General features: G+C 72.2%; 14 protein-coding genes. 5 read left to right on the top strand and 9 right to left on the bottom strand.

Features of this window, described 5'->3' with window-relative positions; translation table 11 throughout:
- Nucleotides 1-157: 157 nt before the first annotated feature.
- The 4 genes from ABEA15_RS09475 to ABEA15_RS09460 form a co-directional block, all read right to left on the bottom strand.
- Nucleotides 158-1,360, bottom strand: a complete 1,203-nt coding sequence (locus ABEA15_RS09475) for a glycosyltransferase family 4 protein (RefSeq protein WP_344143378.1) — start codon at nt 1,358-1,360, stop codon at nt 158-160.
- Nucleotides 1,357-1,839, bottom strand: coding sequence for a hypothetical protein (locus ABEA15_RS09470; RefSeq protein WP_345556324.1), 483 nt, complete (start codon nt 1,837-1,839; stop codon nt 1,357-1,359). The genes ABEA15_RS09475 and ABEA15_RS09470 overlap by 4 nt, the downstream gene beginning before the upstream one ends.
- Nucleotides 1,836-2,798 carry a sulfotransferase family protein gene (locus ABEA15_RS09465; protein ID WP_345556323.1) on the bottom strand — a complete coding sequence of 321 codons (963 nt, stop codon included), beginning with the start codon at nt 2,796-2,798 and terminating at the stop codon, nt 1,836-1,838. Before ABEA15_RS09465 ends, ABEA15_RS09470 begins: the two co-directional genes overlap by 4 nt.
- Nucleotides 2,799-3,539: 741 nt before the next feature.
- Nucleotides 3,540-4,466, bottom strand: coding sequence for a LysR family transcriptional regulator (locus tag ABEA15_RS09460; RefSeq protein ID WP_345556322.1), 927 nt, complete (start codon nt 4,464-4,466; stop codon nt 3,540-3,542).
- Between the two features lie 126 nt (nt 4,467-4,592).
- Here ABEA15_RS09460 and ABEA15_RS09455 point away from each other — a divergent pair, with 126 nt between their 5' ends.
- From ABEA15_RS09455 to ABEA15_RS09440, 4 genes are all read left to right on the top strand, one after another.
- A complete protein-coding gene (locus ABEA15_RS09455; protein ID WP_345556321.1) occupies nt 4,593-5,999 on the top strand; it encodes a CitMHS family transporter in 1,407 nt (468 codons plus the stop codon).
- Nucleotides 6,000-6,045: 46 nt separating this feature from the next.
- Nucleotides 6,046-7,377: an acyclic terpene utilization AtuA family protein gene (locus ABEA15_RS09450; protein WP_345556320.1), complete on the top strand. Its 1,332-nt coding sequence runs from the start codon at nt 6,046-6,048 to the stop codon at nt 7,375-7,377.
- Complete coding sequence (locus ABEA15_RS09445) at nt 7,374-7,694, top strand: AtuA-related protein (protein ID WP_344143387.1); 321 nt, start codon at nt 7,374-7,376, stop codon at nt 7,692-7,694. Before ABEA15_RS09450 ends, ABEA15_RS09445 begins: the two co-directional genes overlap by 4 nt.
- A gap of 133 nt (nt 7,695-7,827) precedes the next feature.
- Nucleotides 7,828-8,667, top strand: a complete 840-nt coding sequence (locus tag ABEA15_RS09440) for an oxygenase MpaB family protein (protein ID WP_344143388.1) — start codon at nt 7,828-7,830, stop codon at nt 8,665-8,667.
- 64 nt (nt 8,668-8,731) lie between these two features.
- On the opposite strand, the gene ABEA15_RS09435 is transcribed toward ABEA15_RS09440, so the two are convergent.
- Entirely contained in the window at nt 8,732-9,664 is a 933-nt protein-coding gene (locus ABEA15_RS09435) for an oxygenase MpaB family protein (RefSeq protein ID WP_345556319.1), read from the bottom strand.
- Nucleotides 9,665-10,286: 622 nt separating this feature from the next.
- Between ABEA15_RS09435 and ABEA15_RS09430 the strand changes: the two genes are divergently transcribed.
- The gene (locus tag ABEA15_RS09430) at nt 10,287-11,531 is read left to right on the top strand and encodes a cytochrome P450 (RefSeq protein ID WP_345556318.1); all 1,245 of its coding nucleotides are present in this window, start codon (nt 10,287-10,289) and stop codon (nt 11,529-11,531) included.
- Nucleotides 11,532-11,650: 119 nt separating this feature from the next.
- Here ABEA15_RS09430 and ABEA15_RS09425 read toward each other — a convergent pair whose 3' ends face one another.
- Genes ABEA15_RS09425 through ABEA15_RS09410 form a run of 4 tightly spaced genes read right to left on the bottom strand, consistent with a single transcriptional unit; the run spans nt 11,651 to nt 14,322 of the window.
- Complete coding sequence (locus ABEA15_RS09425) at nt 11,651-12,937, bottom strand: cytochrome P450 (protein ID WP_386699271.1); 1,287 nt, start codon at nt 12,935-12,937, stop codon at nt 11,651-11,653.
- Entirely contained in the window at nt 12,934-13,557 is a 624-nt protein-coding gene (locus ABEA15_RS09420; protein ID WP_345556317.1) for a GTP-binding protein, read from the bottom strand. Before ABEA15_RS09420 ends, ABEA15_RS09425 begins: the two co-directional genes overlap by 4 nt.
- A complete protein-coding gene (locus ABEA15_RS09415; protein WP_344143393.1) occupies nt 13,538-13,903 on the bottom strand; it encodes a DUF742 domain-containing protein in 366 nt (121 codons plus the stop codon). Before ABEA15_RS09415 ends, ABEA15_RS09420 begins: the two co-directional genes overlap by 20 nt.
- The gene (locus tag ABEA15_RS09410) at nt 13,900-14,322 is read right to left on the bottom strand and encodes a roadblock/LC7 domain-containing protein (protein WP_344143394.1); all 423 of its coding nucleotides are present in this window, start codon (nt 14,320-14,322) and stop codon (nt 13,900-13,902) included. Before ABEA15_RS09410 ends, ABEA15_RS09415 begins: the two co-directional genes overlap by 4 nt.
- Between the last annotated feature and the right edge of the window lie 25 nt (nt 14,323-14,347).

The raw sequence follows: 14,347 nt of genomic DNA, 5'->3' as shown, positions 1-14,347 counted from the left end.
ACCCGCGAGGAGGCGGACACGGCAGAGGGCGGCCCTCAACGAGTGCCGCCCGTCGCCTCGGCCCACTGTAGGCCGCCCCAACCGAGCCGTCGCGGGCCGGTCCCGTGCCGTCTGCGCCATCCCGGTTCAGCGCAGGCGGAGCGGAGCCGCTCCGCGGTCACGCCGCGGGGGTGGCGCCCTTCCCGGAGGTGCGCACCAGGTCGGTGAACAGCTCCTCCCACATCGTGTGCACCGACTCCGGCGCGTAGTTCTGCGCCGTCTTGAGCGCCTCAGCGCCCATGCTCGCCCGCAGGTCCCGGTCGTCCATCATCTTCGAGATCGCATCGGCCAGCGCGTCGACGTCCTTGGGCGGCACGAGGATGCCGTCCTTGCCGTCGGTGATGACGTCGGCGGGGCCGGTGGGGCAGTCGAAGCTGACGACCGGCAGCGCGTGGGTCATCGCCTCGATGACCACCATCGGCAGGCCCTCGAACCGCGAACTGAGGATGTAGAACGCCGACTTGGTGAGCTCGCCCTCCATGTCGTCGGTGTGGCCCATCAGCAGGACGTGGTTGTACAGGTGGTGCTCGTCGATGAGCTCCCGCAGCTCGGCCTTCTTCTTGCCCGTGCCGAAGATCCGCAGCTGCCAGTCGGGGTGGCGTTCGGTGACCTTCTTGAACGCCGGGATCAGCATGTCGAAGCCCTTCTGCGGCGCCAGGCGGCCCGCGGCGAGGGCGATCTTGTTGCTGTGGTCGGAGAGCTCCTGATCCATCGAGTGCACCGCGTTGGGTATCCGCACGAGCCGGGTGCCCGGCATGAGCTTCTCGTAGTCCTCGCGGTCGCGGTGGGTGAGTACCGCGACGGCGTCGAAGCGCGGATAGTACTTCTTGATGGCCCGCTGCACGTCCTTGCGGTGCGTGGCCAGGTTCATGTGCTCCTGGGCGACGCGGATCAGGTTCGGGTCGGCGAACTGCGCGGAGAGAATGTTCAGCGCGGGCCGGGTGGTCACCAGAATGCCGTCGTGCACGCCCTTGATGTAGCGGACGATCTCGCGCTCGACGTAGCGGGTGAACGTGTCGGCGGCGAACTCGCCCGCGGGGACGTGCACCGCGCGGAGCCGCTTCAGGCGTTCGCGCTCCCATGCGCGAAAGCGCGCGACGGGGCCCGGCTTGGGCTCGTCCTCCTTCGCGGGGCGCTGGTCGATGATGGCGCTCAGCTTCACCCGCTCGTCGAGGTCGAAGTGCGGGTCGTCCCGGTGCCGGATGACACTGACGATCTCGACAGTGTGGCCCAGCCCGGCCATCGTTTTGGCCTGCGTGAACACGGTGCGGATGGTTCCGCCGGTGCCGTACGCGTTGAGCAGGAGGTACCGGATCCTCATGGGTTTTCCTTGTCGGAAGGGCCGGGCAGGCATTCGACCGAGAGATTGTTGTAGAGCGTGTAGAAGGGCCGCACCGACACCCCGGTCCCGCTTTCGGCGGACGTCTGGGCGGGAAAGACCATCACCTTCTTCTTGTCGGCGATGTCGTCGAGGTGGCGGCCGAGGCGCAGCCACTTCTCGGCCGGCTCCTCCAACCGGTCCTCGGGTGCGCAGTAGAGGTCCCACTTCACCCCTTCTTGGGGCAGACCGTCGCCGGCGTTACCGAACTCCTCCACGGGAACCGAGACGTCGAAGCGCCCGTCCTCCACGCGGAGCTCGTAGGACCTGCGGGTGTCGGTGTCGCGCAGCACGGCCTGCAGGAACCAGCGTCCGGAATCGGGGGCGGCGCCTCCGAGGAGGTCGCCGACGATGCGGACGGCTCCGTCACGCGGCCAGATCTCGGCGACCTCCGCCTGGGGGGTCTCGGTCTTGGCGTTCACGAGGCCGCTACCCCTTCGCGCTCGTCGGTGCCCGACTCGTCGGCGCCGCCGGACTCGTCGAGGTATCCCCACTTCCGGGTGATCCCGCGCAGCGCCTCGGGGACCTCCGAGGCCTTGGGCAGCTCGCGGCCGCGCTGGACGCTGCCGGAGCGGACCTTGTCCTTCCAGTCGCCCAGGCCCTTGGTGAAGTCGCCCTGGACGCTGTCGCCGTACTCCAGCATCGCGGGCTCGTAGTCGATGCCCAGGTACTCGCAGATGCGGCCCAGCTCGCCGGCCGGGTCGGCGGTCAGCTCCTCGTAACGCACGGTGTGGGTGTCGGACAGGCCCTCACGCGCCCGCTGGACCGCGTTCATGTAGCGCAGCGCGTCCTCGGCCGCCTCGTCGTAGGTGCGCTTGACCGGGTCGGCCTCGTGCCAGGACTTGGCGATGGAGACGGGGTGGCGCAGCAGGCAGATGAATCGGGCGTCGGGCCAGCAGGCCGCGATGCGATCCCACACGAAGGCGTTGCTCGGGGTCTTCTCGACGACGAAGTCCTTGCCGGAGCGGGCCAGCTCCCGATGGAGCACGCGGTCCCACAGCAGGTGCTCGATGTCGCCGCGCTCCAGGCCGCAGGCCTCCATCGCCCGCTCGGAGAGCTTGGTGCGGAAGTGCACCTCCAGGCGGCGGATGTGCAGCTCGTGGGGGGCGTGCAGGCGCGAGTGCGCGTTCAGCAGCAGGCGCAGCAGCGTCGATCCCGACCGCACCGGCGAGATGACGAACACCGGGCGGTCGAGCAGGCGGTCCAGCTCGGGGTTCTCCGGCGGCCGGAAGGGGACCTTCTCCTTGGGCTTCTTCGCGGCGGCGGGCTTGGGCGCGGGCTTGGCCGCCGCCGGCGCCTGCTTCTTGCGGGCCCTCCGGAGCTCGACACCCAGGGTCGCGCTGAGCGCCGAGTTGATTTTGCGTGGAAGATCCATGCTCATGGAACTTATGGCTCTTTTCGACTGGGAGCAAAGGAAACGGATAGTTGTCGTTCACACCGCGGCCGACCGCCGTCCACCGCGAAGCCGCCCGGTACCAGGAGGCTTCCCGGAGGGCGGTGCGCTCCGCGCCGACGACGCGGCGGCGAGGCCGCACACCCGAGGGGGACGCGCACGCCGATACCGCCCGGCGTCCGATCGCACGGCGGCCGAAGCCGAGGAAGGACGCGTGTACCGGACCGGCGGGAAAGCGGGGCCGCGCCGTGTCCGGCCGTATCGGCGCCCGTCGGAATCCGCCGGGCCGTGAGGCCGATGACGCGGCCAATGCCACGATAACCGCCCCCGCATAGCCGTTCGCGCATGCGCGGGCTCCCGGGCCACCGGCGGATCGGCCGATGAAGAGCTTCGGTCATGCACTTATGTCAGACTCACATAGAACTCACAGGTTCGCACGCCTCATGCCCGGCGAGTCGCGCACTCGGGCACGGGCTACCGGCCGCGGAACGGGCCGATGCCGGCCATCAGGACAACCGAACCGGAGGACAAACGTCGCAATCAGCTCGTTCTCTGCCATACAGCCACCTGAATCCCCCTCCTGCCGAAGGGTGCGCCCCCCGGCGCCCCCGGCGCCCCCCGGCGACCCTCGCGGCACCCGGGGCCGGAACGCACACCTCCGAGGGGCATGCGCCACGAACGCATCGGCGCTCCGCCCCGCTGTCGACGACACGCCGGCGCCGCGCAGGCTCAGTCCACCCAGCGCACGTCCGCCGGAAGCGGATGACCCTCCTCGCGCAGGCCGCGCAGGCAGTCCAGGAAGCTGCGGGCCGGCGGGGGCACCCGGCGGTCGCGCGGCAGGACCACGCTCAGGCGCCGGTCCAGCGCCGGGCGCACCAGGGGCACGCGGGCGTAGTCGGCGAAGCTCATCAGCACCTCGACCAGCGCCGGCATCGCTGAGACTCCCAGCCCCGCGGCCAGCAGGCCGCCCACCGTGGACACGTTTCCCGCCTCCGTGACGCCCGCCGGGCGCACGGCCGCCTCGGCGAAGGCGCGGTCGGTGCCGGCCCGCACGCTGGAGTCGGCGCCGACGGCGATGAACTGCTCGCCGCTGAAGTCGCCCCAGCCCAGCTCGGCGGCCCCCGCCAGCGGATGGGCGGGCGGCAGCACCGCGAAGAAGCGGTCCTCGGCCAGCGGTTGGGCCCGCAGGCCGTCGGGCAGTCCATCGGCGAAGGTGATGGCCAGGTCGGCCGCGCCCGAGGCGAGCCGCTCCAGCGCGGCCTCGGACATCCCGTCGAGGATGCGCACCGCGGTCTGCGGCCGCTGCTCGCGGAAGCGCGCGATGACCGGCGGCAGCAGCGCCGCGGCCACCGAGGGCAGCGTCGCGATGGTCACCACGCCGCGCTCGCCCGCGAGGTAGCGCTGCAGACCGGCCATCTCCGCGCGGTGGGCGGCCAGGACGCGTTCAGCCGCCTCCAGCAGCTCCCGGCCCTCCGGTGTCCGGCGGATCCGCCGCGTGGTGCGGTCGAACAGGCGCACGCCCAGCTGCCGCTCCAGCTCCAGGACGGTGCGGCTGAGCGACGACTGCGCCACGTGCAGCTCCGCGGCGGCGGCGGTGAAGCTCTCCGCGCGGGCCACGGCCGCGTAGACGCGGAGCTGGCGCAAAGACAAGTCCATGCAACCGAAGCATAGATCCTTGCCCGATTGATGTTGGACGCGCAACCGCCCACCTTGCAAGCATGAGTGGCCAGCCCCACGTGAGGCACATCACTCCCCCGGTCGCCTTCGCAAAGGATCGTCGACATGCTCACAGCAATGGGTTTCGCGGCCATCGCGACCGTTCTGGCACTTCTGCTGTCCAACCGGGTCTCGGCCGTCGTCGCGCTCGTCGGTGCGCCGGTGGCGGCCGCCCTGATCGCCGGGTTCTCCCCCGCCGAGATCGGCGAGTTCGCCGAAACCGGGATCTCCGACGTGGCCGGCACCACGGCGATGTTCGTCTTCGCCATCCTCTACTTCGGCGTGATGCGCGACGCGGGGCTCTTCGACCCCGTCGTCCGGCGCGTGCTGGGATTCGCGGGCCGCAACCCGGTGACCATTGCGCTGGCGACCGTGGTGCTGGCCATGCTCACCCACCTCGACGGCGCCGGAGCGACCACCTTCCTGATCACGATCCCCGCGATGCTTCCCCTCTACGACGCCCTGGGGATGCGCCGGCTGGTGCTGGCCGCCCTGACCGGGCTGGGCGCGGGGATCATGAACATGGTCCCCTGGGGCGGGCCCACCGCCCGCGCGGCGTCGGCGACCGGGATCGACGCCAACGCCCTGTGGGCTCCGCTGATCCCGGCCCAGCTCGTGGGGATCGCCGCCTGCCTGGCCATCGCCTACCTGCTGGGGCGCCGCGAGAGGGTCCGCCTTGCCGCCGCCGCGCCCGCCGCCCGGACCGCGAAGGCGCCCGCCGGCGGCCCGGCCGGGGAGGCCGCCGGCAGCCGGGGCGAGGAGGCCGCCGAGGACCCCCGGGGCGCCGAGGGGCCGGCGCCCGCCGGCGACGGCGAACTCTCCGCCGAGGAGGCGGCTCTGCGGCGCCCGCGGCTGTTCTGGCTCAACGCCGCCCTCACCGCGGCCACGGTCGCCGTGCTGATCTCCGGCCTGCTCTCGCCCGAGCTCGTGTTCATGGTCGCCCTGGTCGTCGCGCTGCCGCTGAACTACACGGGCCTCAAGGCCCAGACCGACCGCATCAACGCCCACGCGCAGGGCGCCGTGCTGATGGCCAGCACCTTGCTCGCCGCAGGGGTCTTCCTCGGCGTCATGAGCGAGAGCGGGATGATCGACGCCATGGCCGAGGCGCTCACCGGCGCCATGCCCGGCGCCGTCGGTCCGGCCCTGCCGCTGCTGGTGGGTGTGCTCGCCGTCCCGCTCAGCCTGCTATTCGGCCCCGACGCCTACTACTTCGCGGTGATGCCGGTGCTCACCGCCGTCGGCGACACGTTCGGCGTGCCCGCGAGCGCCATCGCCCAGGCCTCGATCACGGGCGAGGAGACGGTCGGCTTCCCGATCAGCCCGCTCACCGGCTCCTTCTATCTCCTCACCGGCCTGGCGGGAGTCTCGATCGGCCGCCACATCCGCTTCCTGCTGCCCTGGGCCTGGCTGGTCGGCCTCGTCGTGCTGGCCGCCGCCGCTCTCACCGGCGCGATCCCGCTGTGGACGGGGTGACGCCGGCACCCGACCACCATTGCGACCGACGGGGGATCAGAGACACGTGAGCAGCAACCAAGCCCGGATCGGCTGCGGCGCGGGCTTCGCCGCCGACCGGATCGAACCGGCCGTCGACCTGGTCGAGAAGGGGGGACTGGACGTCGTGGCCCTGGAGTGCCTGGGCGAGCGCACCGTCTCGCTGGCCGCGCTGCGCAGGCTCGCGGACCCGCGGGCCGGCTACGACCCGATGCTGCGCAAGCGCATGGCCGCACTGCTGGGACCGCTCGCCCGGACGGGAACCCGGTTGGTGACCAACGCCGGCGCCGCGGACCCGGTCGGGGCCGCGCGCATGGTGCGGGACCTGGGCGCGGAACTGGGCGCGCCGACGACGGTGGCGGCGGTCACCGGCGACGACGTCCTGGACCGCATCGACCTCTCGGCTCCTGCCTGGGAGGACGGCGCGCCGCTGGAGTCGCACGGGGAGATCGTCTCGGCCAACGCCTACATCGGCGCCGACGCACTGCTTCCGGCGCTGCGGGGGCCGGCGCCGGTGGTGATCGCCGGGCGGGCGGCGGACCCCTCCCTGTTCCTCGCGCCCCTGGCCCACCTGCTGGGCTGGGAGGCGGGGGACTGGGCGCGCATGGCCGCGGGCACGCTGGTCGGCCACCTGCTGGAGTGCGCCGGGCAGGTGACCGGCGGCTACTTCGCCGACCCGGCGCGCAAGCCGGTACCCGGCCTGGCCCGGCTGGGCTACCCGATCGCCGAGGTCGGCGCCGACGGCGACGCGGTGATCACCAAGCCGCCCGGCACCGGCGGCCGGGTCGACCGGCTGACCGTGGTCGAACAGCTCACCTACGAGGTCACCGACCCCCGCGCCTATCTGACGCCCGACGTCTCACTGGACATGTCCGGGGTGGACGTACGCGACCGCGGCGGCGACCGGGTGGCCGTGCGCGGCGCGCGCGGGCGCGCCCGCCCCGAGGAGCTGAAGGTCAGCGTCGGCTACCGGGCGGGGTTCCGCGGCGAAGGCGAGATCTCCTACGCCGGGCGCGGCGCGCTCGACCGGGCGCGGCTCGCCGCCGAGGTCGTGCGCGAGCGGCTCGCGGGCGCGCTGCCGCGGCTGCGGGCCGACGTCGTCGGGCACAGCGCGCTGCACGGCGAGGCGCTGGCCGCGGGGGCCGAGCCCTACGAGTGCCGGCTGCGGGTGGCTGGACTGGCCGGGACCCGGGAGGCGGCCGAGGCGGTGGGCGAGGAGGTCAGCGCCCTGTACACGTCCGGCCCGGCGGGGGGCGGGGGCCTGCGGGTGGGCACCTCCGAGGTCGTGGGCGTCCTGTCCACGACCGTCCCCCGCGAGCGGGTCGCGACCGAGGTCGTCGTCTTCGAGGGGGCCGAATGAGCATCCTGCTGTACGACATCGCCCACGCGCGCGCCGGGGACAAGGGCAACCTGATCACCGTCTCGGTGATCCCCTACGACCCCGCCCGGTACCCGCTGCTGTGCGCGGCGCTGACCCCGGAGCGGGTCGCCGAGCACCTGGCCGAGCGGGTCTCGGGCGACGTGGTGCGCCACCGCTTGGACAACCTGCCCGCGCTGATTTTCGTGTGCCCGCGTGCGGCCGACGACACGGTCACCACCTCGCTGTTCCTGGACTCCCACGGCAAGAGCCTGAGCTCGGCGCTGTTGGAACTGGAGCTGGACGCGCCGGGCTCGTGAAGGCGACGCGTCGTCGCAGTCGCTCCGGCACCCGACGCTCCCTCTCGCGCTGCGCGAGGGAGCCCGCGAAGCACCGGCCGTGTCCCGGCTCGCCGCGGCGGGATCGGCCGCGAATCCGTCTAGCATGGTGACCGTGGGGGACAAGCGGCGCGCGCGGGCGGGGGCTCCGGCACAGCGGGTCTACCGCGAGGCCGTCGTGCTGGGCGCGGCCGCCTACGCGATCCTGCTGCAGATCGCCCATCCGGGAGTCGGGCAGGGCGTCGCCGACCACAGCGACTTCGCCCAGCGGCCGGTGGACCGGCTGCGCGGCACGCTCGTCTTCGTCTACGGGCTGGTGTACGGCACCGAGGAGGAGGCCGACCGCGTCGCGCGGATCGTGCGTGCGATCCACAAGCGCGTCACGGGGCCCGGCTACAGCGCCCGGGACCCGGAGCTGCAGGTGTGGGTCGCGGCCACGCTCTACGCCTGCAACATGCACGTCTACGAGCTGGTCTTCGGCCCGTTGGCGCCGGAGGACAAGGACGAGGTCTACCGGCACTCCGCGGTGTTCGCCACCTCGCTGGGCTGTCCGCCCGACCGCTGGCCCGCCACCCGCGCCGACTTCGACCGCTACTGGGCCGACATGATCGGTGCCATCGAGGTGAACGACACCGCGCGCGCCATCGCGCGCGACCTGTTCCACCCGGCCAACCCGGTGGTGCGGGCACTGGTGCGGGTGCAGCGCTTCCTGGCCTCCGGGCTGCTGCCCGAACACGTCCGCGCGGGTTTCGGTCTGGAATGGGGGCCGATCCACCAGCGCCGGTTCGACCGGCTCGTCGCCGCCGTGCGCACGGTCTACCCGCGTCTACCGCTGACCGTGCGCACCCTGCCGCGCGACTACTACCTGCACGACATGCGCAGGCGGGCCGCGCGCGGCGGCCGGGACCGCACCGAACGGCGCGGCCCCGGCCGGGTTCTGCCCGGACGCCGGTAGCGGGCGGACGACCCCGCTGACGGGCCTCCGCGGGCCCGCGACCCGGCGGGTCCGCGGAGGGCGGTCAGGCCGAACTCGCCGACGCTCGCAGCCACGCCGGGTCGATTCCGGTCGGCTCCGGCGCACCCATATCCTCGACCGCATAGCCGTCGGGGTATCCGGGGTAGGTCCGGTTCCGCCGGTCCGCGGACAGCCGCGAGACGCGCCGCGGCGGCAGCTGGGTGACCACGCGCGCCCGCACCCGCAGCGCCGTACGCACGACCTTCCCCAGCCACCGCGGGGCGGGCGCGAAGCCGAACGCCTCCAGCATCGGATCGTCGAGCAGCGCCCGCACGCCCGAGTCGGCGGCGGGGCGCAGCGGGGCCGGGAACCATGCGCGGAAGACGTCCAGCGTGGCGCGGCCGACGCGGGCGTTGGTGTCGGTGTAGCGGAAGTGCTCGCGCTCGTAGCCGGTCTTGAACTCGCGGAAGGAGTCGAGGTCGGCGGGGATGTCGCGGATGTTCATGCGCCGGCCCACCTCGGTGTAGTGGCGCAGCGCCGCCTCGCGCTCGGCGGCGGTCAGCGGCCGCCACCCGTAGCGGGCGATCCAGTCGATGGGCTCGAAGACGAAGGTCGACAGCACGTAGAGCATGTCGCCGTTGGAGATCGCGTACCGGTTGTGCATCCGGTTCACCGTGCGCAGACTCGCGCGGCCGCGGTCGGAGTCGACGCCGTGCTCGACCATCTCGCCCATCAGCAGCGACGTGTCGTCGTAGCGCTTCTGGCCGCGGCGGCCGAACTCGCCGGTGGCGTCCAGCAATGCCGAGATCGAGGGCACGCAGTAGGTGCGGTACAGCGCCAGCTCCAGCGCACGGGTGTAGTCCCACGGGAACTCGTAGCCCGCGGAGATGCGGTAGATCTCGTGGAAGTCGGTCTCGGGGTCCAGTTGCGCGATGCGGCGCAGCCAGTGGAGGCGGTCGCGGCGGGGTCCGGGCGGTGCCAAGGGCGGGCGGGGCATGGTGCTGCTCCTTCGCAGGGGGGACCGGTGGGCGGCCGGGAGGCCGCCGGGACGGCGCTTTCGCGGATCGGCGGCGGCCCGGCGGCCGCCTCGGTCGCGGTCGCGCCCGACTGTAGAACGGCGCCCGCCGAGCCGCCTATCCGCAGCCCGGCGATTCCGTCCGTTCGGCACGACCGAATATAGCGGAGCCAGCCGGCGTCCGAATTACACCAGCAGCGTGTCCGGAATTCGAGACGCACCTCGGGCACGCCCCCATTCGGCCCTGCCGCCGCGGGTCCGGAAAAACCCGCGTACCTGCGGTTCTGCCCGCCCGACCGGACGCTTTCGCACCCCCGGACCCGCCGCGCTCCCGTGCGGGGGGCGGGCGCCCGCATCGCCCACTGCGTCGGGGATCCGGCGCGCCGCACCGCCCGGGGGCACCCGCGATCCCGACGGTGCCCGAGCGCGCAGGCACCCAAACGCCGATTCATCGGATTCTACGCAGGATAAACCAGTGACGGATGTGAAGCCGATCCGTCCGGGTTTCCGACACTTCAGGGACGTTGCGCCTGGCCCGTCGCGAATGACTTCCCTAGTCTGGGACGAGTCGATCTTCGTCCCCCCTCATTAGTGAGGCGCAGACATGACCAAAGTCCCGGACACTCCCGGTATCCCCGATATCCTCTCCGCGGAGTTCAACGCCGATCCGTATTCCGCCTACCGGATCATGCGCAGCGAGGCGCCCCTCATCTGGCACGAGCCGATGCAGAGCTACATCGTCTCCCGCTACGAGGACGTCCAGCGGGCGTTCAAGGACGAAGTGTTCACCACCGCCAACTACGACTGGCAGCTGGAACCGGTGCACGGGCGCACGATCCTCCAGCTCAGCGGGCGGGAACACGCTGTTCGCCGCGCCCTGGTGGCACCCGCCTTCCGCGGCAGCGAGCTGCGCGACAAGTTCCGCCCCGTGATCGAGCGCAACGCGCGCGAGCTGATCGACGAGTTCCGCGGCGCCGGCTCGGTCGACCTGGTCTCGCAGTTCGCCACGCACTTCCCCATCAACGTCATCGTGGACATGCTGGGCCTGGACAAGGGCGACCACGACCGGTTCCACAAGTGGTACACGAGCATCATCGCGTTCCTGGGCAACCTCTCCCAGGACCCCGACATCGCCGCCGACGGTCTGCGCACCCGCGAGGAGTTCGCGGAGTATATGATCCCGATCATCCGCGAGCGCCGCGACGACCAGGGCGACGACCTGCTGTCGGTGCTGTGCCGGGCCGAGATCGACGGCACCTCGATGAGCGACGAGGACATCAAGGCCTTCTGCAGCCTGCTGCTGGCCGCGGGCGGGGAGACCACGGACAAGGCGATCGCCGCGATGTTCGCCAACCTGCTGGCCCACCCCGACCAGATGGAGGCGGTGCGCGAGGACCGCTCGATGATCCCCAAGGCCTTCGCCGAGACGCTGCGCTACACCCCGCCGGTGCACATGATCATGCGCCAGCCCGCCGAGGACGTCGTCTTCAGCGGCGGCGAGGTTCCGGCGGGCAGCACGGTGACCTGCCTGATCGGTGCCGCCAACCGCGACCCCGAGCGCTACGCCGACCCCGACTCGTTCAACGTCTTCCGCGACGAGCTGGACGCCTCCACGGCGTTCACCGCCGCCGCGGGCCACCTCGCGTTCGCGCTGGGGCGGCACTTCTGCGTCGGCGCGCTGCTGGCCGAGAACGAGGTGGAGATCGCCGCCAACATGCTGCTCGACGCGATGCCCGACGCCCGGCTGGCCGACGACTACGTGGCCGAGGACAAGGGCGTGTTCACCCGCGGCCCGGCCCGGGTACCGGTGGTGTTCACGCCGCGCACCACGGTCTCCGCCGGGGCCTGAGCGCGCCCCTCCCCCGCGGCCCCGGCCGCGCGTGCGGCCGGGACCGCGCGGGGTGCGGGACCGCGCGGGGTGCGGCCCGGCGGCAGGCGAAGGTCCTGCCACCGGGACCGGAAGGGCTCCTACAGGGCCCGCTCGTCGGTGGGGATCGCCGGTGTGAACTCCACCGGCAGCGCGTACAGTCCGCGCATCCACACCGACGGCCGCCACTCCAGCTTCTCGGCCGGCAGGCTCAGCTCGACGTCGGGCAGCCGGTCCAGCAGCACCTCGACGGCGTTGCGGGCGATGACCTCGGCCAGTTCCGGTGCGGGGAACGGGCATCCGTGCTCGCCGTGGCCGAAGGACATGTGCGCGCGGTTGGCGCCGGAGTCCAGCTGCTCCTCGGGCTGCACCCGCGGGTCGGCGTTGGCCGCCGCCAGCCCCAGCACCAGCATGTCGCCGCGCTGGATGCGCCGACCGCCCAGCTCGCAGGCCTGCACGGCGAAGCGGCCGATGAAGTTCTGCGTCGGGGTGTCGCGCCACAGCACCTCGTTGAGCGCCTGCGCCGCACTGCTGCGCCCGCCCTGGAGGCTGACGGAGAAGCGGTCGTCGACGAACATGTGCCGCAGCGTGTTGGCGATCCAGTTGCCGGTCGGCGCCTGCGCGGCCGCCATGACGACGAGCAGGTCGATGACGATCTCGTCGTCGGTGAGCTTGGCGGGGTGCTCCAGCAGCCGCGTGGGCACGTCCTGGCCGGGGCGCGCGTGGGCGTCGGCGACCACCTGCTGCATGCGCTCCTGCACCCGCTGGTGGGCTTCGACGGCGTTGCCCTTGACGTCCAGGGAGTCGAGGATGTCGCGCACCAGCACGGGCACGTCGGCCGGCGGCAGCCCGAACAGCTCGGCGATGACCCGGGCCGGAATCTGGTGGGCGTACTGGGCCACGAGGTCGGCCTCGCCGTCGCCGCTGAACCCGTCGATCAGCTCGTCGGCGACGCGCTGGCAGATCAGCGCGAGCTCGGTGCGGTCCACGGCGTCGAGCGCGTCGCCCAGGGCGCCGGCGCGGCGCTGGTGCTCGTTCGCCTCGGCGAACATCACCGAAGGCGTCCAGCCCACGTAGGGCATCAGCGGCCAGTCCCCCGGGACGTGGTCCCACACGTTCCACCGGCGGCAGTCGCGCGCGAACCACTGCGGGTTGCTGGTGACGTAGTGGACCTCGCGGTATCCCATGACGAACCAGGCCGGGATGTCGCCGTCCAGCAGGATCGGTGCGACGGGGCCGTAGCGCCACCGCATGTCGCGGTAGAGGGTGCCGGGGTCCACGGCGATCTGCGGACCGTAGAAGCGCACCGCCTGGTCGTGGTCGGGGTAGCCGGCCAGCGGGGAGTCCGCCGCCGGCGCGAACCCTGCGGAGTGGTGGTCGTCGGTCACGGCGTGCCCTCCCGGGCGGGCGAGAGTGCGTACAGGTGGTTGAGGTGGCGGACGAGGGAGATCAGCACCGTCTTGCAGTCGTCCCTGCTCCGCGCGTCGCATTCGACGAGCGGTACCTCGTCGGGCAGCGAGAGCGCGTCGCGCAGGGCGGCGAGGCCCGGGCCCGGCTCGAACCGGTTGATCGCCACGACGAACGGCATGCCGTGGGCCTCCAGCCGGTCGACGGCGTACCAGGAGTCCTCCAGGCGCCGGGGGTCGACGAGCACGACGGCGCCCAGGCTGCCGGCGAAGAGCTGGTCCCACAGGAACCAGAACCGCTCCTGGCCGGGCGCGCCGAACAGGTAGAGGATCTTGTCGTCGGTGACGGTGATGCGGCCGAAGTCGAAGGCCGCGGTTGTCGTGGTCTTGCTGCGTACGGTCGACGGGTCGTCGATGCCGACCCCGGCTTCGGTCATGACCTCTTCGGTGCTGAGCGGCCGGATCTCGCTGACCGCTCCCACCATGGTCGTCTTGCCCACGCCGAACCCGCCGACGACGACGATCTTCAGCGCGTCCTGCGCGTCTGCGGACAGCGGGGCCGGGGTCTGGTACGCGGGGGCTTCAGAGGCGTTGGAGTGCATCGAGCACCTGCTTCAGGGTCTCGGAGGAGGGGGAGTGCGCGTTGGCGGCCGTGGACGCCGAGGACGGGTGGCGGACGGTGATCTGGCCGGTGTCCATCAGGTCGCGCAGCAGGATCTTCACCACGCTCACCGGCATCCCCAGGGCGGCCGAGAGCTCCACGACCGCCGTCGGCCGCTCGCACGTCCGCAGAATCCGCACGTGCTCGGACTGCATCCCCGCCTTGGGCTCGCACTCGGCGACGACGAGCGTGACGCTGTCGAAGGTGCTCTCCTCGGCGCGGCTGCGACCGCCGGTGACGGTGTAGAGGCGGTCCGGGTCCTCGCGGTCGATCCGCTTGGGGTTCATGGCGTCGGGTCACCGCTGTATTGGGGTGTCCTGGGGTCGGCGGTGAGGTAGGAGCCGAGCTGCTCGACGAGCTCGTTCATGTTGTGGCCCACGATGCCGACGTCGGTGTCCTCCTCGGCGAGCACAGCCAGGTGGGCGCCCGCACCGGCGGGCACGATCAGCAGAATCCCGCCGGCGAACTCCACCATCGCCTGGCCCGAGGTGATGCTGCCGTCGCCGAACTCGGCGGAGGCGCTCAGCGACAGGCTCTGGATGCCGGCGGCGATGGCGGCGAGCTGGTCGGCGCGGTCGCCGTCGAGCTGGGCGGAGAAGACCATCTTGAGCCCGTCCCTGGACAGGACCAGCGCGTGCTGGGCTCCGGGGGTCTTCGCGAGCAGGTTCTCAAGCAACCAGTCAAGGCCGCGGTCTGCGGTGCTCATGGGATCTGTGCCACTCCTCGTTCGA

Source organism: Streptomonospora halophila (assembly GCF_039542725.1).
Lineage (GTDB): Bacteria > Actinomycetota > Actinomycetes > Streptosporangiales > Streptosporangiaceae > Streptomonospora > Streptomonospora halophila.
The sequence above is the reverse complement of the archived record's forward strand: the minus strand, read 5'-3'. Positions and strand labels throughout refer to the sequence as shown.

Bases quoted from the DNA above. Each gene is read 5' to 3' on its own strand.
- ABEA15_RS09465 (WP_345556323.1), bottom strand. From the start codon at position 2,798: ATGAGCATGGATCTTCCACGCAAAATCAACTCGGCGCTCAGCGCGACC.
- ABEA15_RS09415 (WP_344143393.1), bottom strand. From the start codon at position 13,903: ATGAACCCCAAGCGGATCGACCGCGAGGACCCGGACCGCCTCTACACC.
- ABEA15_RS09420 (WP_345556317.1), bottom strand. From the start codon at position 13,557: ATGCACTCCAACGCCTCTGAAGCCCCCGCGTACCAGACCCCGGCCCCG.
- ABEA15_RS09430 (WP_345556318.1), top strand. From the start codon at position 10,287: ATGACCAAAGTCCCGGACACTCCCGGTATCCCCGATATCCTCTCCGCG.
- ABEA15_RS09435 (WP_345556319.1), bottom strand. From the start codon at position 9,664: ATGCCCCGCCCGCCCTTGGCACCGCCCGGACCCCGCCGCGACCGCCTC.
- ABEA15_RS09445 (WP_344143387.1), top strand. From the start codon at position 7,374: ATGAGCATCCTGCTGTACGACATCGCCCACGCGCGCGCCGGGGACAAG.
- ABEA15_RS09475 (WP_344143378.1), bottom strand. From the start codon at position 1,360: ATGAGGATCCGGTACCTCCTGCTCAACGCGTACGGCACCGGCGGAACC.
- ABEA15_RS09460 (WP_345556322.1), bottom strand. From the start codon at position 4,466: ATGGACTTGTCTTTGCGCCAGCTCCGCGTCTACGCGGCCGTGGCCCGC.
- ABEA15_RS09410 (WP_344143394.1), bottom strand. From the start codon at position 14,322: ATGAGCACCGCAGACCGCGGCCTTGACTGGTTGCTTGAGAACCTGCTC.
- ABEA15_RS09455 (WP_345556321.1), top strand. From the start codon at position 4,593: ATGCTCACAGCAATGGGTTTCGCGGCCATCGCGACCGTTCTGGCACTT.